A 21123-nucleotide genomic window follows, 5' to 3' on the forward strand; every position below is an offset into this window, starting at 1 on the left:
TTAGCAACTGGGTACTATCTTCTTCGTGCCTAAACATGACCCGATGTGGAAGGCGGCAGCGGTGAAAACCGTTGCCGCCATCGCTGCGTTTTCGCTCTCTGTTTCATTCTTGAGTGCGTGCACAAACAGTGAGCGCGCATCCACACAGACCAAGCGCGATGACGGCACCCTAAAGTATGGGGAGTCATCCGTGCCGGCCAGCGCGGTCCCCGATAACACCGGTGAGATCCTCGGCGGCAATGACAAGCTCCAGCAGCTGAGCTACTACCGCATGAGTGATGGCATCCGGATGGGATCTAAATCCGAGCATGCTGCCCGCCCAGCGCTCAGTCTCATCAAGCTCTATATTGCGACCTACGTTGTGGAAGAGGGCGAGTTCGCCGACAAGTATGAGGCCTTGGATATGGTGGCAAATTCCTCCGATATCAGCGCGGAGGAGCTCTTTGACAAATACCCGGAATCTGTCGATGACATTGCCAAAGAATATGGGCTCGAATCCACCGAGTCCGGTCCGAGCTGGGGGCAGTCCTTGACCTCTACCTATGACGTCGTGGACTTCATCGTGCAGCTGCGCAAGCGCGATGAGACTCACCCAGTTCTCGTAGCCATGGCACACGCTGATCCCATTTCGGCTGATGGATACGAGCAAAACTATGGCACCGCGGAGCTTGATGATGTCATTGGTACAAAGTGGGGCTGGTCTGATGGGCGGGACCTGCACTCATCGGTATCTTTCGGGGAAGATTTTGTAGTCGCCGCCTCGAGCTATGGTAGCGCCGATGATCTCAGTGCTTATGTGAAAAAGCAGGTAACCGAGGACAACATTGAAAAGGCGGAGCGGCGTTACCAGCGGGCGCAAAAGGGGGAGACCTTCCCGGAGACCACAGAAAGAAAGAGCGCCGAGCCGCAGGCTACTTCTACTGTTCCTTCTAGCTCAAGCTCTGGTGCGGCTTCTACTTCCAGCGCCAGTCGTCCCTCAGCCACGTCCCAGCGATAGCAATTGCAGGCGCCGAGGAGTCTCCGTTTTCAACGAAGCTGGCAAAACCTACGTCGCCTGCGATGCCAGTGAACCAACCGTGGGCGCCGCCTGAACCGGTTTCCGCGGTTCCCGTCTTTCCTCCAAGGTCCGGTGTATCGCTGAGCGTCTTGGCGGAGCCGGTCGTGACCGTTTCCTTCATCATCGAGCGCAGGCTTTCCAGCGTGTGTTCGGGCAGTGGAGCGGGCTGGTGGTCAGCCTCTAACGCTCCTACTTCAAATCCGCCTGGGCCATCGACGCTCGTGATAAGCCGGGGCAAAGCCATCGTTCCGTTGTTGGCTAACGACGCCTCCATCAGGGCCAGCCCGAAAGGCGAGGAGAGTACCTCACCCTGGCCGATTGCCGCCTCAACACGGGCCGCGCCGGGCGAAGTCAACGGGACGGATCCAGTGACCGTCGTCAAGCCAGGCGAATCAAAATCAACGCCGAGCCCCAGGCTTAGGGCCGTGTCCCGCATCGTCTCCGGGGCGAAGGATTGGGAGATGAAGCCCTGGGTGGTGTTGCAGGACTGCGCAAACGCGGTGTGCATGGGGACTTTTCCGAGATCGAAGTTGTTGTCGTTGGGAATGATGCGTCCATCAATCTCCGCTGTGCCGGGGCAGTCGACTATGTCATCTGGGCCCACCGTTCCCGAAGTCAAAGCGCCCGCCGTGGTGACGGTCTTGAAAGTTGAGCCAGGCGGAAATAGACCAGTCAGCGCGATGCTTCCTTGTTCCGATGCGGCGGCATTCTGGGCCACGGCAAGGATATCTCCCCCTGATCCGATGGCGACGAATGCGGCGGGTTTACTCTCCGCATCGACGGCACGTTGTGCCGCCGCCTGCATGGGGAGATGCAAGGTGGTGGTGATGCGAACGATGTGCTCCGGGGCTGCGCTACCAAGAATCTCCTCGCCTTGCTCTGAAACCGCGCGCAAGCTCCACCCTGCCCCCTTGTCCAATGCCTCCATCCAGTAGTCCGAGAGGCCTTGATCCAAGGGAATGCTGAGCTCCCGCGAGTTGGATAGCAACCGGCCTTCCTCCCGCATGCTGAGACCGTCGATGGACTGCAACCGCGCCCTGACGGTGTCCATATCCCGACTTCTCAGGCTAAAAAGCGCAGTGCTCTCGCCACCTGCGGCATTGATGCGCTCCTCAATCCATTGGGGCGTGACATCGGGGAGAACTTCGGAGACGGCGTGCGCAATCTGTGCTGCCTGCCCCAATTACGCCGGCCCTGCGCTGATGACGGTGACCTGGGTCCACGACAAGAGCTTATTGCCGCTGCGATCCACGACCGGGGTCTCTACCCTGCGATCGGTGGAATAGAGGAAGGTGGTGTCGGTTGGCGCGGCTTCATCCAGCAGCGCGGGGCTCCATTTAACTAGGCCGCTATCAGGATCGCGCTCCGCAGTGCCAGTTGTCTTCAACTCCTCGCCGGAGGGCACCGTCCACGTGGTTTCCGTGCGATTCTCGCCTCCGGGCAACAGCGAGACATGCGGCTTTGTATCTCCGATGTTGTCACGCAACTGTTGAAGAGCTTCGGCCGTGGCACCTGGACCGCTGCTGTGTTTGGCGGCCGTCGTGGCATCTGCCTCGTTGAGGGCCTGGATGAAATCTTCTACTGGGTCCTTGCTCCAAGGAAAGCTACAAGCGTTAAGCGAGAGCGCGGAGACACACAAGAGCGCCGCCACCGCCTGGCGCGAAGCTATGGTGTTTAACCTGGATTCCTTCTGCACGAGCATGGAGGCGACGCTAACAAGTCAGCATGCGCGCCAACAAAGCAAAAAGGCGGGATCCGGGCATTCTCAGTGCGAATAACCGTTGATAGGCAGGCCAGGAACGGGCCAAGAATTCACATGGCTAGACGGAACTCATCCACAAGCAGGCGCGCTATCCTCCCTATGGCTACATCAGCGGCGGGAAGGTTAGCGCCGATTCTCGCCGAGCGAGTGACCACTGAGACGACAATCGGTACTTCACCCGGAATGCTGATGAGTGAGGTTTCTCCGCGTATGGGCCCGATGGTGCCGGTTTTGCCGGCGAAGCTGACATCAGCGGCGGGGAAACCGGAGGGGATTCGGTGCGTGAACACCTGCTGGCCCAGGACTTTGGCAGCAAAAGCCCGGCTAGGCGTGCTTAGCTCATCCGTGGTGAAGAACCAGTCGAGCATGCGGCATAGCTCCTTCGTCGTGCTTGTTGCACGGTAAGCACAGTAGTCTGTCGGCGCGTTCGGGGCTTGGGCGAGCAGGCGGATGGTTTCGCTGGCGGCCGAAGAATCCCGAGGTAAATCGGGAAGGTGTGCTGCTGCTATATCTGGAACAATAATGGTGGTGTTGTGCAGCCTTGCACTGCTCAGTACGCGATCGAGAAAGCTCTGAGGAATGATTCGCAGCAGGGTATTGGCCGCCGCGCTGTCGGAGACCATGATCATCAAACGAGCAAGATCCCGGATGCTGATGGAGACTGGGTCATCGAACATGCCCAGACCGATCATCCCCGGTGCTCCCGCCCGCGCAGTGACCTCGAGGCGAAGCCGCGGATCTATGGCAACCGCATCGACGGCGAGGCAAAATGCGCCCAGCACGTGCAGCTTATACATCGAGGCGATGGCGATGTGCTCGTCCTGGCCGCGTCCCAAGCACGGCCCCTGTGAACCAAGTAGCCGTGCTGCGGCCCATCCATCGCAGCCGGCTGTTGTGAGAATGCTGCCGATGTCCGCCTGTAAACCCACCTACTTCACCATTGCCTCGAGTGCTCGGGTGGATTCCCGCAAAGCGGAGTCGATCAGGGCCCGCAGATCGCGGCCATCCGGCGCGCTGAGATGATGCGCGGGAACCACCGCGCGCAGGCGTAGGTTGAAAGCGCCCGGCAAGAAAGTGCCCGGCCACAGTTGCGCGTGCTCGGGCGTTACCAACGCGAGGGCCTTTCCTGCCGCCACTAGTGCCGAAAAGGTTGCCCGGCCGGGGAAAGATTCCACACGCGGGGATAATCCCGCTGAGAAGAAAGCATCGGACAAACGGTCCGCCGCGGCGGGGCTAATCGCCCGAGTGTCGTCGTAGAGCGTATATCCCTGCAGATTATGCCCACGCAGGCGCTTCGACGATACTCCCGCCAGGATTCGGGGGACCTCGTGGAGCTGTCCGCGCGCGAGCGATCCCGTGGGGGAAGGATCTTCGATGACTGCGCAACCCAGGGTGCCCTCACCAACGGCCGTGAGCAACTGCTCGCAACTTGCCTCGCGCACGTGAAAGTCAGGCGCTGTCGAGGCCAATTACTGTGCAACAGCAGTAGCGCAAGGAACGGGCACCGAGGGCGCCAAGCCCAGCCGGATGCTCGAGTTGTGATTGGAAGAGTCTGTGAGCCTTTGCAGTTCATAAGCATCCCGCAGCAAGACGCGGGCTTGGGGGAGCAAAAGCTTTCCGCTCTCGCTGAGCGTGACACCCTGCGGGTGGCGCTCGAAAAGAGAGGATCCAATGGATTGCTCCAGGCGTTTGATCCCCTGGGACACCGGGGATTGCGTCAGGCCCAGCCTCTGTGCCGCGCGAGGGACGCTGCCTTCCTCCGCAACCGCCACGAAATACTCCCAGTACTTGCTGTGACGAAGGGGAGCGGCCATGTCTCAAAGGGTACTGGCCCAACGCTTCAAAAGCCTAGCGGACACAACGCGGCGGCAAGCTCGGCTGGCTGTTCATTTTCCTGTACGCGGTGATGTGATGCAGTCAAGCTTTCCTTTTAAAAATGATGTACGCCACATTATTGATTGATAGTTTTATTTAACAGAAGGTGATGTGAAGCACAGACACCTTTCGTGGCGACAGTGGACTTGGCCATCAGCGCTTGACAGCCCTGTTGGTGGAGAAGGTGCGTCACAAGAAGTTAACCAGGAAGCGGAGGTTTTATGGCCCAGTCCAAGTCACAATCGCGAGTGGTGACAGCGGTGCTAATGGTGTTGGCCGTGGTGGCTACTGTTGCTGGCATGGTGGTTTCCTCCACCCAGGCGGAGGGGACGACGTCGCGTTCGAACCTGTCTATCATCGCCGGTGCGGCGACGGGTGGGGGATGGGACACCACTGCCCGTGCGATCCAACAGGTCTCGCGTTCGGAGAACATTGTTAATAACCTGCAGGTAGTCAACATCCCTGGTGCAGGAGGGCTCATCGCCCTTGAAAGCCTGGCGCAATCGGTGGGCAATGAGAACCGGCTGCTCATCACGGGCGGAGGGATGATCGCCTCCTCCGTCATTGCCCAGCCTGGAGTCTCGATCGCGGATGTCACGCCTATCGCGCGGATGACCGAGGAGTACTCGGTGATTGCGGTGCCTGCGGGCTCCGAGTTCGCCACCTTGGAAGACTTCGCTAACGCCTGGGTCGAGGATCCATCCTCCGTTGCGGTTGGAGGGGCATCAATTGGCAACACCGATCACCTCCTAGCCAGCCGCAGTGCTTTGGCCTTGGGCATCGACGTCAAGAGTATGAAGTACATCCCTTTCGAAGGCGGCGGGGAGTTGCTCAACGCGATGCTATCGAACTCTGTCGATGTCGGCGTGACGGGATACAAAGAAATCCAAGACCAAGTGGAGGCAGGCAGCCTGCGCGTCTTGGGGATATCCGCGCCCGAGCGCCAGGAAGGAGTGGACTTCCCCACACTCCAAGAGGGCGGTATCGACGTCGTCGCCGCAAATTGGCGGGGTGTGGTTGCGCCACCGGGTCTGAGCGAGGAAGAGAAGAGTGAATTGGTCGCCATCTTGACCGAGGTCAACGAGTCCGAGGAGTGGCGGGAGATTGCAAGCCGCAATGGTTGGCAAAACACCTTCCTTACGGGACCGGAGTTGGACCAGTTCTTTGCCGACGAACTAGCACTGGCAGAAGACACCGTAGAAAGGCTGGGACTGTGATGAACCAACAAACGGATCAGAATTCGGGCCACAGAGCAGAACAACAACCAGATAATGGTTCCAGCAAGGCCGCAGTAAAGAAGAGCCGAATTCGTTATGGCGAGTTCACCATCGTGGCGATTCTCGTGGTCATTTCAGTGATCCTGCTGCTGGGAAGGCAAACTATTGAGGTCGTTGGGGATACGACTCCCGGGCCACTTTTTCTTCCAACTCTCCTTGGAATAGCTGGGCTTGTTGTGGCAGCGGCGTTGGCCGTTGACATTGTTGTTTCAGGGCGGAGATCCACCGCGGAGACGCATATCGAGGATGGCTCCTTCTCAGGAGACATGCTAGAGGATCTTGGCCAAGTAACGGAGGAGGCCAAGGACATTGCCGTCTCAACGGAGGACAAGGCTACTGCCGCGCCGTTCCTTATCATCGGGGGATTCGTTGTGGTCATTCTTGCGCTGCCATACCTGGGATGGATCCTCGGCTCGGCCGCATTATTTGGGATTGTCAATTATGCCTTGGGCAGCCGCAACTGGTGGCGAGACATCGCAGTCGCGCTTCTTGTTGGGTCGATAACTTATTTACTTTTCGTCACGGGGTTAGGTCTTAACCTGCCCTCCGGAATCTGGGGGAACATCTAATGGAACAACTGCAGCTTCTCCTCGGCGGCTTTGCGGAGGCTTTGTCCCCTAACCACCTGCTCTTCCTAGTCATCGGCGCAGTGCTTGGCACCGCGGTCGGTGTGCTCCCCGGCCTAGGATCGTCGATGGCGGTGGCTTTGCTGCTACCCATTACCTTTGCCCTTGATCCCACAGCGGCGTTCATCATGTTTGCGGCCGTCTACTTCGGTGGACTCTTCGGTGACTCCACAGCCGGCATCCTCCTGAACACGCGGGGCAAGCCTCCGCCATCGCGTCCTCCCTCGAGGGGCACCGCATGGCCAAGGATGGCCGTGCGGCAACGGCGCTGGCCACTGCCGCTATAGGAGCATTTATCGGCGGAACCCTCGCCACCATCCTGGTGGTCTTTGCCTCGCCCTACATGGTCATCTTGGCCACCAAGTTCGGCCCGGCTGAGTACTTCGCGCTGGCCGTATTCGCCTTCGTGGCCATTTCCTCGGTGGTCTCGGAGTCCATCATTCGCGGGCTTGGCGCCCTCATCATCGGCCTGGCCCTGTCCATGGTGGGAATTGACGGCCCGAGCGGCACCGAGCGCTTCACTTTTTCGGTCCCGCAGCTTTTCGAAGGCATCGACATCGTTGTCGTCACTGTCGGTCTTCTCGCGGTGGGGGAGATTCTACATTCGGCCACTGCGCGCGAGGACGTTGTTTCCAAGTCCCGCATCGCCTCCGCACCGCGGGCAACGATGTCGGGCGCGGACTTTCGGCGCGCGCTGCCCTCGTGGCTGCGCGGTACCGCATTCGGCGCTCCTTTCGGTCTGATTCCGGCCGGCGGCTCGGAGATCCCCACCTTCTTGGCCTATGGAAATGAAAAACGCCTAGCTAAGAAACGCGGCCAGACCGACTTCGGTACCACTGGCTCCATCAACGGCCTGGCTGCGCCGGAGTCCGCCGGCAACGCCACCGCCAGCACCTCCTTGGGAACACTGTTGGCCTTAGGCTTGCCGACGTCGGCTACAGCAGCAATCCTCCTCGCCGCTTTCCAGCAGTTTGGCCTGCAACCAGGTCCCCTGCTCTTCGAGCGCTCCGGGGACATGGTGTGGACGCTGCTCGCTTCGCTGTTCTTGGCGCTTATCGTCCTTTTGGCCTTGAACCTGTTCATGGCCTCGGTGTGGGCGAAACTGCTGCTCATTCCCAACAACTACCTCTATGCCGGGATCTCTGTCCTGGCGGTACTTGGGGTCTATGCAGTAAGCGCCTCCACGGTAGATCTCCTCATCATGTTGTTGCTCGGCTGCCTGGGATTCCTTATGCGCCGCTATTCGGTGCCCATCGCGCCGGTGCTTATCGGCCTAATTCTGGGACCACTGGCCGAGGTCTCCCTGCGCCGCGCGCTGACCATTTCGGAGGGTGACCTGTCTGCCTTGGTCTCGAGTCCAATCACCATCGGTATCTACATCTTCCTCGCTGGGGCAGTAGCCATGACGCTCTTCCAGCACGTACGGCACATGGGTGCCAAGGCACCCGCGGCCAACACGGCCTCGGAGAAGGCAGCCTAAAGCAAAACTAAACCTCGACTACCAAGCTATTTCTACTGGTAGTCGAGGTTTTTGGTGCCCCAGATAGGATTCGAACCTACGACACCGGCTTTAGGAGAGCCGTGCTCTATCCCCTGAGCTACTGGGGCAAGGGTGGTTTAAGTGCGCCGACGTGTTCGGCTACTTGCGCCAAGAAAATAGATTACCAGCATGGCCCGTGGCGGCGCTAAATCAGATAACTTGTTAGTCATGGCAAATAATTCCGCCGGTAAAACTACTGGTAACACCACTGATAAAACTGACCTCAAGTTCATCGATGTGCAGCGTCGCGAGATCTTTACCGAGCTCGTCACCAAGGATGGCGTAGACACCCTCGCTGTAGAGAAAACCATCCCTGGTGGTTCCTCCAAGCGGCTGCTGCTGCTCAATAAATTCGATGCCCAGCAGCTGAAGAAGGAACTTGAGAACTATCTTCACACCATCTACTCGAAGGAGCTCTCCGGCATGGATGCAACGCTCTCACCGGCAGATATGGTGGAGCTTTTCGGCGAGGATGAAGACGAGTAACCCTGAGTAGCTCTGGCTATAACGAAGTATCGAAGAGCTACCCACGCACGGCGCTAGGACTTGACGCCGTGCAGTTCTTCTATCTTGGCACGCACGGCAGAGGCCTGTGGGTTGGTTTCATGGGTGCCGTCGCCATAGAGAACCGTTGGGACGATGCGGTTGCCGTCGTTGACGGACTTGATCCATTCGTTGATGTCCTCGGTGCCTTCCGCTTCGACGTCAATAAGTTCATAGGGGGTATCCGTGCGGTCGAGGCGTTCGCGCAGGCGGGAGCAAAACGGGCACCAATCCGCAAAAAAGATCGTGACATCTGCGCTGGTGTGAGGTGTTTCGATGGCCATTTAGGCTGAACCCTTTCTTTGATATGTCAGGAAGCGGTACTTAAGAGGCAGCTCGCTGGGGGGCTGCCCGGGAATGTCGAGGTGACCTTTTTCGGAGACCAGCCAGTCAGTGCTGGCTTGGAGGCCGAAGTCACTGGGGACCTCAGGTGCATAAACCGCCCTAACCCCGTAGATATTCCCCACGTTGACCCCTATGAGGGTGATTTCGATGGTGTCGACGCGGTCGAGGGTTGCCGCATAGAGCTGCCCGCCGCCAATGACCCACGCGGATTCAAGCGGCGGAATGGTGGGGCTGACACTGGCGCCTGCGGACCATTGTCCGGCTTCCCGTGAGGAGACAACGTAATTGTCTCGCCCAGGCAGCGGACGAAAGCGCGGGTTTAGCGAATCCCAGGTGCGCCGACCCATGACCACCGGACTGCCCACGGTCACTGCCTTAAAGTGCTTGAGATCCTCTGGGACGTGCCAAGGCATGGCCTGTCCGTCACCGATGACGCCGTCGAGGGATTGAGCCCAAATCGCCCCCAGCATTAGACGGACACCGGGGCCTTGATTGAAGGGTGGGGGTCGTAGCCGATGAGCTCAAAGTCGTCGAAGTTGTAATCAAAAAGGGAAGCGGCTTTGTGGAGTTTGAGCTGGGGGTATTCACGCGGTGCCCGGGAGAGCTGTTCCTCGACTTGGGTGATGTGGTCATTGTAAATATGGCAGTCACCGCCGGTCCAGATGAGGTCACCGACTTCCAAGCCCGCCTGCTGAGCAAACATGTGGGTCAGCGCGGCATAGGAGGCCAAGTTGAAAGGAACCCCGAGGAACATGTCCGCAGAACGCTGATAGACCTGCATGCTGAGCTTTCCATCCGCAACATAGAGCTGAAACAGAAGATGGCAGGGCATAAGTGCCATCTTGTCGAGCTCCGCGACATTCCACGCGGAGACGATATTGCGCCGAGAATCCGGATTATTGCGCAAGGTGTCTAGGGCCGATTGGATCTGGTCAATGTGTTCGCCAGCTGGTGTGGGCCAAGAACGCCATTGCACTCCGTAGACGGGTCCGAGCTCGCCGTTCTCATCGGCCCAGGCATCCCAGATCTTCACGCGGTTTTCTTGCAACCAGGAGACGTTGGACTCGCCGCGCAGGAACCACAGTAACTCGCCGATCACGCCATGGAAATAGACTTTCTTCGTGGTCAGGAGGGGAAAAGACTTGCTGAGGTCGTAGCGCAACTGAGCGCCGAATATCGAGCGGGTTCCCGTCCCAGTGCGGTCGCCTTTGGAGGCGCCATCGTGGAGCACGGAACGGAGCAGGTCTTCATATGGCGTTGCGATCATGGTGAACAGTCTAATCAAAGAGCTGGTGAAGAAAACAGCGGGGCAAAACAAGGCTGAGGCCTCAAGCTCTGGAATGCAGACCCTAGTGGACGGAGTTCGTGAAGGACATCAACGGTGCTTAGAAGCCACCGTTGATGTCGGCGTACTTGGCCGCGTGCTCCAAGATGTCATCGGCCAATTCGGGGCGGCAGATGAGGAGATCGGGGATGAACGTGTCCTCGTTGTTGAAAGTGATGGGGCTGCCATCGAGGCGCGAGCAGTGCAAGCCAGCGGCCAAGGCAACGCCCACGGGGGCTGCTTGGTCCCATTCGTATTGCCCACCGGCGTGAATGTAGCCATCAAAGTCACCGAGTAAGACGTGCATGGCCTTTGCCCCAGCGGAACCTACTCCCACGGTGTCAAAGCCCATGTTCTCGGCGATGTAGCTTGCCACCTGTGGCGGACGGTTACGCGAGACCACGAAGCGCTTGGCCAGCGGGCCGGTCACGGCGCGCACATCTGAGGACTTGAAGGTGACGCCGAGGTCCGGCAGGCTTACCGCGGCAAACTGGGGAGCGCCGTCGATGACCAACGCAATATGGACTGCCCAATCCTGGCGGCCGGTGGCAAATTCCTTGGTGCCGTCCAAAGGGTCGATGACCCAAACGCGGTGCTTTTTCAACCGGCTGAGGTCATCGGTGGCCTCCTCTGAGAGGATGCCGTCTTCTGGGCGGTGGTGCGCAAGCACCCGTGCTATCCATTCTTGGGCGGCCTCGTCACCGGCATCACCGAGCGAAAGCCCCCGCAAGAGGCCGCCATTGCGTACTCCTTTGAGGATCTCGCCGCAGCCTTCTGCGAGGGAGTTAGTCAGGCGGGAATCGGAAATCTCAACGCTCATGCTGACCAGACTACCCCGCGGGTTAGAGTAGGGCATGCCGGAAAGTATCCTTTCACGTTTTCATCCCCAGGTAGCGGGATGGTTCCAGGAGGTTTTCGCCGCCCCAACTTCAGTCCAGGCTGCGGCTTGGGAGGCCATTTCCCGCAACGAGCATGCCTTAGTTGTGGCGCCGACCGGCTCCGGTAAGACGCTGGCGGCCTTTCTCTGGGCCTTGGATAGCCTCGTTGAAAGAGAGGGCCAGACTGCGCTTCCAGTGGGAAAGGCGCAGGGTACCCACGATGGGGTGCGCATCTTGTATATTTCACCGCTTAAAGCCCTCGGCGTCGATGTGGAGAATAACCTGCGGGCGCCACTGGCGGGAATTTCCCGTGTGGCTGAGCGCATGGGACTGCCCATCCCGGATATCTCGGTGGCGGTGCGCTCGGGAGATACCCCAGCCGCGGAGCGTGCACGCCAGGTACGCAAGCCCCCAGACGTGTTAATTACCACTCCAGAATCTGCCTATCTCATGCTCACGTCTAAAGCCGCGGGCATTTTATCTACGGTGGACACGGTCATCGTGGATGAGATTCACGCACTGGCGGGCACGAAGCGCGGCGTGCACCTGGCGCTAACCCTCGAGCGGCTGGCGGCGGTGGCAGGCTCCTTCCAACGCATTGGGCTTTCAGCCACGGTGCGTCCCCTGAGTGCGGTTGCAAACTTTCTCGGAGGTGGTCGCCCCGTAGAGATAGTCGCACCCCCTGCGCAGAAGCGCTGGAGTCTGCAGGTCCACGTGCCGGTGGAGGACATGTCAGATCTTCCCACCCCGGAGCAGGGCTCAACCATCGGTGAGCTCACTGTTGATGATCGCACTGGGATCACCCGCGAGAATCTCCCGCCGGTGGCTGAGGATTCAGCGCTGCCGAGTGCGAAGTCGATCTGGCCGTTCATCGAGGAGGAACTCTATAGAGAGGTCATGGAGCACCGTTCAACGCTCATCTTTGTCAACGCCCGCCGCACCGCCGAGCGTTTGACCTCGCGCCTCAACGAGCTCTATGCGCAGGAGTTTGATCCAGATAGTCTTTCCCCTGAGACCAGGCGCGATCCTGCGCAGCTGATGAAGCAGGTGGACGTGGCGGGCAAGGCTCCCTCGATCATCGCCCGCGCGCATCATGGCTCGGTTTCTAAGGATGAGCGCGCGCAGACAGAGACGATGCTCAAGGAAGGTACCCTGCGCGCCGTGGTGGCGACCAGCTCCCTTGAACTGGGAATCGACATGGGTGCCGTCGAATTGGTTGTCCAAGTAGAGTCGCCGCCCTCGGTGGCCTCCGGCCTGCAGCGTGTGGGCCGCGCCGGGCACTCGGTGGGGGCCGTCTCGCACGGTTCTTTTTATCCCAAGCACCGTGCAGATCTCGTCCAATCGGCTCTGACCGTCACGCGCATGCAAGAGGGGCTCATCGAGGAAATGCATTCGCCGGCCAACCCTCTTGATGTGCTGGCGCAGCAAACCGTGGCCCAGGTCGCCGCTCATGCGGATGGTATTGACGTCGATGAATGGTATGACACCGTGCGGCGAGCCTGGCCCTACCGCGATCTGGCCCGGGAGGTGTTTGACTCGGTCATCGATCTGGTTAGCGGTGTCTATCCCTCCACCGACTTTGCGGAACTGAAGCCGCGGGTAGTCTATGACCGAGTCACCGGGTTGCTTACCCCACGACCAGGTGCGCAGCGCGTCGCCGTTACCAGCGGAGGAACCATCCCGGATCGCGGCATGTTCGGGGTGTTTCTAGCCGGCGGCCAAGGCGCGCCGCGCCGAGTGGGAGAACTCGACGAGGAGATGGTCTACGAGTCCCGTGCGGGTGACGTATTTACCCTCGGGGCCACAAGCTGGCGAATAGAGGAGATCACCCGCGACCAGGTCATAGTTGCCCCGGCCCCCGGTCACACAGGCCGGCTGCCTTTTTGGAACGGTGACCAGGCCGGCCGCCCCTTCGAACTGGGGCAGGCGCTGGGCGCGTATCGCCGCGACGTGCGCGAGGACCCGGGTCTTATCCGCGACGTCGACAAGCGCGGGCGTGCGAATATCTTGGCCTACCTGAACGAACAGTACGAGGCCACGGGTCTCGTTCCCGATGAAAAAACCCTGCTTCTGGAGCGTTTTCACGATGAGCTAGGGGATTGGCGAATAGTGCTGCACTCGCCCTTTGGCCGCGGAGTCAACGCTGCATGGGCCCTCGCCGTAGGTGCGCGCGTGGCAGAAAGAACGGGCATGGATCCTCAGGCCGTTGCCGGCGACGACGGCATCGTCCTGCGCCTTCCGGAGGGTGAGGAGGAGCCGGATGCGTCCCTTTTTATCTTCGACGCGGATGAGATAGCAGATCTTGTCTCCGAGCAGGTGGGCGGCTCAGCGCTTTTTGCCTCTCGCTTTCGCGAGTGCGCGGCCAGGGCTTTGTTGCTGCCACGGCGCAATCCGGGCAAGCGTGCCCCTCTCTGGCAGCAGCGGCAGCGCGCCGAGCAGCTTCTCGACGTCGCCCGCAAATATCCTTCATTCCCCATCATCTTGGAGACAGTGCGTGAGTGCCTGCAGGACGTTTATGACCTCCCGGCTTTAAGCACCACGATGCGCGAGCTCGGGCATCGCCGAATTCGCATCGCGGAGGTGACAACGCAGCAGCCCTCGCCCTTTGCTTCGACGCTGCTCTTTAACTACACAGGCGCCTTTATGTACGAGGGGGATTCGCCCCTGGCGGAAAAGCGTGCTGCTGCGCTGGCTCTTGACCCGGCGCTCCTGGCCAAGTTGCTGGGAACCGTCGAGCTGCGCGAGCTTCTAGAACCCGAGATCATCGAGCAGGTGGATGCGCAACTGCAGCGCACTGCGCCGGGGCGAAGGGCGCGCACCACCGAGGAGGTGGCGGATCTCTTCCGCGTCCTCGGCCCTATTCCTATTGATGAGCTACCCGCGCACACGGATGTCCCGCTCGCGGCGATCAAGGGCCTTGGCTCGCGCATCATGTTCGTGCGGATCGGCGGGCGCGAGCACGTGGCCCAGTCTCACGATGCGCCATTGCTGCGTGACGGACTAGGGGTTCCGGTCCCGCCGGGCGTGGCGGCGCAGCAGGCCACCATCACCGATGCTTTGGCACAGCTGGTGGCGCGTTGGGCACGCACGCGTGGGCCCTTCATATTGCGCGATCTCGCGGAAGCCTTTGGTCTTTCTGTCTCGGCCGCGCATACCGTGCTTGGATCCTTGGATAACATCGTGGAGGGGCGCTATCGCCAGGGAATCGAGGAGACGGAGTACTGCGCGAGCGAGGTCTTGCGCATCATTCGCTCGCGTTCTCTTGCGGCGGCGCGTGCAGCCACCGAGCCCGTCTCGCAGGCTGCTTATGGGCGTTTCCTCCCGGATTGGCAGCAGGTCGCGCCCAGTGGACAGCGCCCGGCGTTGCGTGGGGCTGATGGGGTATTTGCCGTCGTCGAGCAGCTGGCCGGGGTGCGCCTGCCGGCCTCTGCATGGGAGTCTTTGGTGTTGCCGGCGCGGGTGGGGGACTACTCTCCACCGCTGCTTGACGAGCTCACCCTCAACGGGGAAGTGCTTATCGTCGGCGCGGGTAAGGCCGGCAACGCGGATCCTTGGATCATGCTCTTGCCGGTGGATTACGCGGCCCAACTCATTCCACACCACGACACACACTCCCTGAGTGTGGTTCAGCAGGCGGTAGTGGCGGTTCTATCCCGGGGAGGCGGATTTCTTTTCCACGACCTTGCCCGGGAAGTGCCGGCGACGCCCCAGGAGCTGCGGGAAGCAATGTGGGAGCTTGTGGAGATGGGCATAGTTTCCCCGGATTCCTTTGGCCCAGTGCGTTCCCATCTTGCAGCCTCCGGTCGGCGCGCTGCCACCGCCCATCGTGCCAAGCGGCGCCCCACCCGCTCGCGCCTGCGCATGGGCAGGACCTCTTTTGCCCAGGCGCAGCAAGCGGGACCGGGAGCCGGTGGCGCTGTGCCTAACGATATGGCGGGGAGGTGGGCACTGTCCATGGCGGCTTCGACGGAGGCCACCGCCCGCTCGGTGGCGCACGGGGAGGCCTGGCTGGATCGCTATGGCGTTGTCACCCGCGGCAGCGTGGTCGCGGAGGACGTCATAGGAGGTTTCGCCTTGGCCTACAAGGTACTCTCCGGTTTCGAGGAAAGCGGCAAAGCCCTGCGCGGTTACGTTATTGACGGGCTGGGCGCTGCGCAGTTTTCCACGCCCGCCGTCATCGATCGACTGCGTGGCCTCGCGGATTCCCCCGATGTCATGGGCTGGCCCTCGGGGACGCAGGAGCCGCAGACTTATGTCTTGGCCGCGGCGGATCCCGCTAATCCCTACGGCGCCGCGCTGCCCTGGCCGCAGCGCGATGATAGTGATGGCCAGACAGGCAAGGGTGGGCCCACGCGTGCGGCTGGTGCGCTGGTAGTGCTTGTCGACGGCCTACTCATCGCCCACCTTAGCCGTGGCGGCCGCAGCCTGAGCACCTTCTTCGATGCCCTGCCTGGAGGCATTAGCCACGAAGAAGCGGTGCGCTTTCTACTGGTGGCAGTAACTGAGCTTATCGCCGCGGGCAGGCTCTCACCCCTAGTCATTGAGAAGGCTAACGGGCGCCCAGTACACGAAAGCGCCCTGGCTTCGCTCCTGCGGGAAGCGGGTGCCGGCATCACTCCCAAAGGCGTGCGCATCAGCGCCCAAGCGCGTGCCCCGCGCATTCCGCGCGGTGGGCGAAGGGTCAGCCAGGCGATAGATGACCTCAGCTTTGACGATCCGCAGGACCCCGCGAGCCCTGATGAAGGTAGAGACCCAGGAAGGACAGAAGGGGGCGGAGGCGGCTTCCGTCCGCGCGGCCCAGCGCCGTTTCGGGGGCAGCGGCGTCGATAGCGTTCCACGCTATGGGAGGAAACCTGCGGCCGATGTGGCGCCCGCCTCTCTCGGAGGTGATAGGCGGGGGATTTGGGTTCCCCCGCCCTTGTAGGAAGCATCTATAACGGGATAGAAATATATCTCATGTCAGACACTACCGCCCGCCCCAATAAGGCCCCGAATATACTTGCTCCTAATGCTGATGACACTGGGCTGAAAGGCGCGCCGGGTAATCCGGAGCGCCTTGGAAAAGAGGGCAAGCGTGCTCTCATCGCCGCGATGTCCGGAACCGTAATCGAGTGGTATGACTATGCGCTTTATGGTGCCGCTGCTGGATTGGTCATCGGACCGCTCTTTTTCCAGGGATCGGCTGTGGGCGGACAGCTGGCAGCCTTCGCTACTTTTGCGGTGGGATTCGTTGCGCGCCCCTTGGGAGGAGTGCTCATTGGGCACATAGGTGACTCCTGGGGGCGGCGTCCGGCAATGATGCTTTCGATCATGCTGATGGGAATTGCGACTGTGGGCATCGGGCTCCTTCCGACCCAAGTACTCATCGGCGTCGCCGCGCCGATCTTGCTGGTTCTCTTTCGCCTGATTCAAGGCATGGGCGCCGGTGCCGAGTTGGCTGGGGCTATGACAATTGTGGCGGAGTTTGCGCCCCTGCGGATGCGGGCATTCTTCACCGCCCTCGTGCTTTCGACGCCGCCCCTCGGCATGGCGATGGCAACTGGTGCATTCTTGGCTGTCTCCTCGCTAGGGGAGGAAGCCCTGCTCGGTGGGGCATGGCGCATTCCTTTCCTGGCTTCCGCCGTGCTTTTTGCAGTGGCCATCTTCATCAGACGCCGCCTCGAGGAGACTCCGGAGTATGTGGCTGCGGTGCAGCGCACCGAGGAGCAGCGGGAGGAAATCCCCTTTGTGGCGTTGTTAAAGAAGAGCTGGCGCGAAGTAGTCATTGGTTTCGGCGCGGTGACCGGACATAATGCCCTCAACTACGCAATGGCAGTATTCGGTATTTCTCTGATGACCTCGCCCGCAGTGGGAATGGAGCGGCCGACCGCGCTCGCTGCCGTGACTTTGGGAACCCTCGCCGGAGTGCTCGGCACGCCCTTCGGCGGCCTAGCCGCTGATAAGTTCGGGGCAGGACGAGTACTAGCTATAGGCAGCCTGTGCGCTGCAGCATTTGCATTCCCGCTTTTTAACGCGCTTTCTTCCGGCAACGCAGTGCTGGCTGGAGTCATGATTGCGGTTGGTTATGGGTTCATCATCGCCATGACTTCGGGCGCTCAAGGGGCATTTCTCGCCAGCTTATTCGGTGCTCGCGAACGATATTCTGGAATTGCCCTCGCCCGCGAGCTCAACGGAGCTGTAGTAGCCGGGTTTACCCCGCTGGTATTGGCATGGATCATCCAGGCCTCGGGTGGAAGAGTCATCTTCGGTGCCATTGCTGTTGCTATTTGCTGCGCTATCTCTGTGGCGTCGGTCCTGGCCGCGCGCACAAGGACGGTTCACTAGAGCTGGCATCGGAGCAAGAATCTGGGTTCTCCAGCGCAGAATGGATAGCACGGTGGATTTAGCGCGCCGAGGAGAGTAATCCTGAAACTGAAACAAGATAACTAAGACAGATTTTTGGAGGAATGAAGAAATGCGTATGAAGAGGCAGCTGCCGGATATTTCGGAGCTGAAGAATGTCATGAAGTTTGGCAAACCCACGCTGGATCGCCGCGCAGCCCGTCTTGATAAGGCGGCTGATGTGTGGGATCTGCGAAAGATCTCCAGGCGGCGCATTCCTAAGGCTGCCTTCGACTATGTTGATGGCGCTGCGCGTGATGAGGTGACCTACCGGGAGTCCCGTGATTTCTTCCGCGAGATTCGTTTGCTTCCGAACGTCCTCACTGGGGCAGATGATGTCAAGTTGTCTACTACCATCGCGGGCGCTGACTCTTCCTTGCCCTTCGGCATTGCCCCCACAGGCTTTACTCGTTTCATGCACGCAGAGGGAGAGGACGCGGGCTCAGCTGCAGCCACAGCCGCGGGTATCCCCTTCACGCTCTCAACCATGGGTACCCGTTCCGTGGAAGAAGTGGCGCGTACATCGGGCACTGGGCGGCGCTGGTTCCAGCTCTACCTGTGGAAGAATCACGCGGCCTGCGAAGACCTCATTGATCGCGCCGCCGCCACTGGCTATGACACCTTGGTTGTCACCGTAGATACGCCGGTGGCAGGGCAGCGCCTGCGTGATACTCGCAACGGCATGCGCATCCCGCCGCGGCTAACGCTGGGAACTGTCGTGGATGCCGCGTGGCGGCCAGAGTGGTGGTTTAACTTCCTCAGCACTGATCCGGTCACCTTCGCTTCCCTTACAAGCACGACAAGCACCTTGGGCGAGCTCGTTAACACCATGTTTGACCCTGCGCTGAGCTTCGAGGACTTGGCGTGGATTCGGCAGCAATGGAAGGGCAAGCTCTTTGTGAAGGGCATTCTTAACCCCGCCGATGCACGCAAGGTCATAGATCTCGGTGCAGATGGCGTAGTCGTCTCCAGCCATGGTGGACGCCAGCTCGATCGCGTGGTCAACACCCTGCAAGCGCTTGAAGCAGTGAAAGCCGAGGTAGGCGATGAGGCAGAGATCATCTATGACTCGGGCATAATGTCGGGCACCGACATAGCCATAGCGCTAGCCCTAGGAGCAGACTTTGTGCTCATCGGCCGCGCTTATCTCTATGGCCTTATGGCGGGTGGACGCGAGGGCGTCGACCGAGTCATCGAGCTCTTGTCCGCGGAGCTAAAGAACACGGCGCAACTGTTGGGGGTCACAGACATAGCGGAACTCAATCGCAGTCACGTCATCACACCGTGGCAGGCGCAGCGCGAGCATGAGCTCTCCTAGATGCCAGAAGGAGATTCGGTACTACAGCTGGCCAATAGGCTTCACTTCATGGAGGGCCGGGAGGTCACTGGGTGCTCCTTTCGCGTACCGCGCTATGCCACGGTGCATTTAGAAGGCACGAGCTGCCAGCGGGTGTGGCCCTATGGCAAGCACCTCTTCATGCAGTTCGATGACCGTATAGTGCACACACATCTGAAGATGGAGGGCACGTGGGCTATCCACTACGTGGGGGACAGGTGGCGTCGTCCAGCACACAGCGCGAGGGTGGTACTGGCTCTGGCCAATCGCCCACGTGATATTGAGCTGGTGGGCCACTGGTTAGGCCTAGTAGAGGTTTTTGGACTCGATGATTACTACGAATCCATCGCCGACTTGGGCCCCGATATCCTCTTGCCGCGGTGGGATAGGGAAGAGGCCGTGCGCAGGATTTCTATGCGGCCGGGCCGATCCATCGGGGCAGCATTGCTCGACCAAGGCAACGTGGCCGGCATTGGTAACGAGTACCGCGCCGAAGCCTGTTTCATTGCCGGGGTGCATCCGGCAGCCCGAGTGGGGGACATTGACTACGAGCATGTCCTCGACGTCGCGCGCCGCATCATGTGGGCCAATAAAGATTCCCCTATCCGCGTGACCACTGGCGTGCGGCGGGCAGGGGAAACAACCTACGTATTCGGGCGGAATAACGCGCCCTGTCGGCGTTGCGGCACGCTGATCCAGAAGGGGTTTCTGGGCGGAGTAGACGCCGGCGGCGATGAGGGCGAGCTCGAGCGGGTTATTTGGTGGTGTCCGGTGTGCCAACCGGCTCCGGTGGGGTCGAACCGGGGTCAGCCTGGCTGGCGTTAACGGGCGAATCCCGGTTCTTCCGGCGCCTTTGACGCAGGAAAAGATAAATGCCCACGCCCACCACGATGAGTACGAGGAGGACATAGATCACCGAGGAAAAGCGGTCGATGAAATCGGAAACGATGTGGTAGTTCTCGCCGAGCTGAAAACCCAAAAGAATTAGCACGGTATTCCAAATCAGCGACCCCGCAGTGGTCCATAGACCGAATTTGAGCATTGGCATGCGGTCTACGCCGGCGGGGATTGAGATGAGCGAACGCACTCCGGGAATGAAGCGCCCGAAGAACACAGACGCGGAGCCATGACGATCGAAGAATCCGAGCGCCTTGTCAACGTCCTCCGGCGTGGTCAGCCACATCCAGTCGGCGATGCGGCGCAGGCGAGAGATGCCCACTGCCGCGCCGATCCAATAAAGCACGAAGGCTCCAAGGACAGAGCCAATGGTGGACCAGGTTATGGCGGCCAAGAGGTTGATCTCCCCGCGCGAGGCCGTAAAACCGGCGAGGGGGAGAATGACTTCCGAGGGGACCGGCGGGAAGATATTCTCAAGGAAGATGGCGATACCTACCCCGGGCGCGCCCAAGGTGTTCATCAGGCTGACTATCCAGTCGATGACAGTGTGCAAGTCATATCTTTCTGTTGTGAGGAAGCGGGGTGGTGAAACCAGCCACCGAGCTTAGCAAAAGCCCGGGGGTAGCGAAGATGTGACAAGTGTGAGACCTTAAAGAATGCGCGCTCGGAAGGCCGCGACTCGACTAGGGTAGCGGTTATGAAGACGATTTTAAATATTATTTGGTTTGTTGTCGGCGGATTCGCCCTTGCTGCCGGATACTTCATTTTTGGCGTGGTGGCCTGCTTGCTAGTGGTTACTATTCCGGCAGGCGTGGCTAGCTTCCGCATGGCGCGTTTCGCGCTCTGGCCTTTTGGGCGCACTGTGGTGCAACCGGTGGGCGGTACCGGCGGAATGTCGGCCTTGAGCAACGTCGTGTGGTTCATCTTCGCAGGCGTGTGGCTAGCAATAGGCCACATGGCCACTGCGCTGGCGCAAGCAGTGACGATTATCGGGCTGCCCGTTGCCTTGGCCAATCTCAAGATGATCCCTGTGACCTGCTTCCCCTTCGGGCGCAAGATCGTCACCAGCGATAGCATTCCAGCAGGTTGGGAACCGATGATCCGGCTCTAGAAACTAATTGAGGACTCCGTTGTGTCTTTAATGAAGGTCTCTAGCGGACCTAGAGGTTTTGAGTGCAGTGTTTTGTAGGTCAGTTGTCCTGAATACTGAAATCCGCTTTTGCTACCGGTCTCCGCATGAGCCCGATCATTCAGGATAGACCGGATGGCCTTGCTACCGCAC

General features: G+C 60.1%; 19 protein-coding genes, 1 tRNA gene and 1 pseudogene. 10 read left to right on the forward strand and 11 right to left on the reverse strand.

The window, feature by feature from the left end; translation table 11 throughout:
* Nucleotides 1–25: 25 nt before the first annotated feature.
* A complete protein-coding gene (locus B2696_RS08215; RefSeq protein ID WP_286954959.1) occupies nt 26–997 on the forward strand; it encodes a hypothetical protein in 972 nt (323 codons plus the stop codon).
* On the opposite strand, the gene B2696_RS08220 is transcribed toward B2696_RS08215, so the two are convergent.
* The 5 genes from B2696_RS08220 to B2696_RS08240 all read right to left on the reverse strand — a co-directional run bounded on the left by B2696_RS08220 (nt 954) and on the right by B2696_RS08240 (nt 4633).
* Entirely contained in the window at nt 954–2240 is a 1287-nt protein-coding gene (locus B2696_RS08220; protein WP_286954960.1) for a penicillin-binding transpeptidase domain-containing protein, read from the reverse strand. The genes B2696_RS08215 and B2696_RS08220 overlap by 44 nt on opposite strands.
* Entirely contained in the window at nt 2241–2759 is a 519-nt protein-coding gene (locus B2696_RS08225; RefSeq protein WP_286954961.1) for a hypothetical protein, read from the reverse strand.
* 110 nt (nt 2760–2869) lie between these two features.
* On the reverse strand, nt 2870–3748 hold the full coding sequence (locus B2696_RS08230; RefSeq protein ID WP_286954962.1) for a serine hydrolase: 879 nt from the start codon (nt 3746–3748) through the stop codon (nt 2870–2872).
* Nucleotides 3749–4261 carry a hypothetical protein gene (locus tag B2696_RS08235; protein ID WP_286954963.1) on the reverse strand — a complete coding sequence of 171 codons (513 nt, stop codon included), beginning with the start codon at nt 4259–4261 and terminating at the stop codon, nt 3749–3751.
* A gap of 27 nt (nt 4262–4288) precedes the next feature.
* Nucleotides 4289–4633 carry a LysR family transcriptional regulator gene (locus B2696_RS08240; protein ID WP_286954964.1) on the reverse strand — a complete coding sequence of 115 codons (345 nt, stop codon included), beginning with the start codon at nt 4631–4633 and terminating at the stop codon, nt 4289–4291.
* 312 nt (nt 4634–4945) lie between these two features.
* Here B2696_RS08240 and B2696_RS08245 point away from each other — a divergent pair, with 312 nt between their 5' ends.
* The 3 genes and pseudogenes from B2696_RS08245 (at nt 4946) to B2696_RS08255 (ending at nt 8077) form a co-directional block, all read left to right on the forward strand.
* A complete protein-coding gene (locus B2696_RS08245) occupies nt 4946–5911 on the forward strand; it encodes a Bug family tripartite tricarboxylate transporter substrate binding protein (protein ID WP_170216836.1) in 966 nt (321 codons plus the stop codon).
* Entirely contained in the window at nt 5911–6540 is a 630-nt protein-coding gene (locus B2696_RS08250; RefSeq protein ID WP_075729423.1) for a tripartite tricarboxylate transporter TctB family protein, read from the forward strand. Before B2696_RS08245 ends, B2696_RS08250 begins: the two co-directional genes overlap by 1 nt.
* Nucleotides 6540–8077 (forward strand): annotated as a pseudogene (locus tag B2696_RS08255) (tripartite tricarboxylate transporter permease). Before B2696_RS08250 ends, B2696_RS08255 begins: the two are co-directional and overlap by 1 nt.
* Before the next feature lie 52 nt (nt 8078–8129).
* Here the strand turns inward: B2696_RS08255 and B2696_RS08260 are convergent.
* A tRNA-Arg gene (locus B2696_RS08260) sits at nt 8130–8205 on the reverse strand.
* A gap of 100 nt (nt 8206–8305) precedes the next feature.
* Here B2696_RS08260 and B2696_RS08265 point away from each other — a divergent pair.
* Nucleotides 8306–8623 (forward strand): hypothetical protein, encoded by a 318-nt coding sequence (locus B2696_RS08265; RefSeq protein WP_286954965.1) that lies wholly within the window; start codon nt 8306–8308, stop codon nt 8621–8623.
* 53 nt (nt 8624–8676) lie between these two features.
* Here the strand turns inward: B2696_RS08265 and B2696_RS08270 are convergent, their stop codons facing one another.
* From B2696_RS08270 to B2696_RS08285, 4 genes are all read right to left on the reverse strand, one after another.
* Complete coding sequence (locus B2696_RS08270; protein ID WP_075729425.1) at nt 8677–8964, reverse strand: glutaredoxin domain-containing protein; 288 nt, start codon at nt 8962–8964, stop codon at nt 8677–8679.
* Nucleotides 8965–9495 (reverse strand): dihydrofolate reductase, encoded by a 531-nt coding sequence (locus B2696_RS08275; RefSeq protein ID WP_286954966.1) that lies wholly within the window; start codon nt 9493–9495, stop codon nt 8965–8967.
* Complete coding sequence (locus B2696_RS08280; RefSeq protein WP_286954971.1) at nt 9495–10301, reverse strand: thymidylate synthase; 807 nt, start codon at nt 10299–10301, stop codon at nt 9495–9497. Before B2696_RS08280 ends, B2696_RS08275 begins: the two co-directional genes overlap by 1 nt.
* Before the next feature lie 109 nt (nt 10302–10410).
* Nucleotides 10411–11169, reverse strand: a complete 759-nt coding sequence (locus B2696_RS08285) for a 3'(2'),5'-bisphosphate nucleotidase CysQ (RefSeq protein ID WP_174775539.1) — start codon at nt 11167–11169, stop codon at nt 10411–10413.
* Nucleotides 11170–11203: 34 nt separating this feature from the next.
* Between B2696_RS08285 and B2696_RS08290 the strand changes: the two genes are divergently transcribed.
* From B2696_RS08290 to B2696_RS08305, 4 genes are all read left to right on the forward strand, one after another.
* The gene (locus B2696_RS08290; RefSeq protein WP_286954967.1) at nt 11204–16057 is read left to right on the forward strand and encodes an ATP-dependent helicase; all 4854 of its coding nucleotides are present in this window, start codon (nt 11204–11206) and stop codon (nt 16055–16057) included.
* A gap of 126 nt (nt 16058–16183) precedes the next feature.
* Complete coding sequence (locus B2696_RS08295; protein ID WP_286954968.1) at nt 16184–17551, forward strand: MFS transporter; 1368 nt, start codon at nt 16184–16186, stop codon at nt 17549–17551.
* A gap of 130 nt (nt 17552–17681) precedes the next feature.
* Nucleotides 17682–18926, forward strand: coding sequence for an alpha-hydroxy acid oxidase (locus tag B2696_RS08300; RefSeq protein ID WP_286954969.1), 1245 nt, complete (start codon nt 17682–17684; stop codon nt 18924–18926).
* Nucleotides 18927–19769, forward strand: a complete 843-nt coding sequence (locus B2696_RS08305; protein ID WP_075729430.1) for a DNA-formamidopyrimidine glycosylase family protein — start codon at nt 18927–18929, stop codon at nt 19767–19769.
* Here the strand turns inward: B2696_RS08305 and B2696_RS08310 are convergent.
* Nucleotides 19699–20394, reverse strand: coding sequence for a DedA family protein (locus tag B2696_RS08310; RefSeq protein ID WP_286954970.1), 696 nt, complete (start codon nt 20392–20394; stop codon nt 19699–19701). The two genes, B2696_RS08305 and B2696_RS08310, sit on opposite strands and share 71 nt — an antisense overlap.
* 144 nt (nt 20395–20538) lie before the next feature.
* Between B2696_RS08310 and B2696_RS08315 the strand changes: the two genes are divergently transcribed.
* Nucleotides 20539–20952, forward strand: a complete 414-nt coding sequence (locus B2696_RS08315; protein ID WP_075729432.1) for a YccF domain-containing protein — start codon at nt 20539–20541, stop codon at nt 20950–20952.
* Nucleotides 20953–21123 lie beyond the last annotated feature (171 nt).

Origin of the sequence: Corynebacterium sp. UBA4397 (assembly GCF_002390965.1) — a bacterium.
Classification (GTDB): Bacteria; Actinomycetota; Actinomycetes; order Mycobacteriales; family Mycobacteriaceae; genus Corynebacterium; species Corynebacterium flavescens.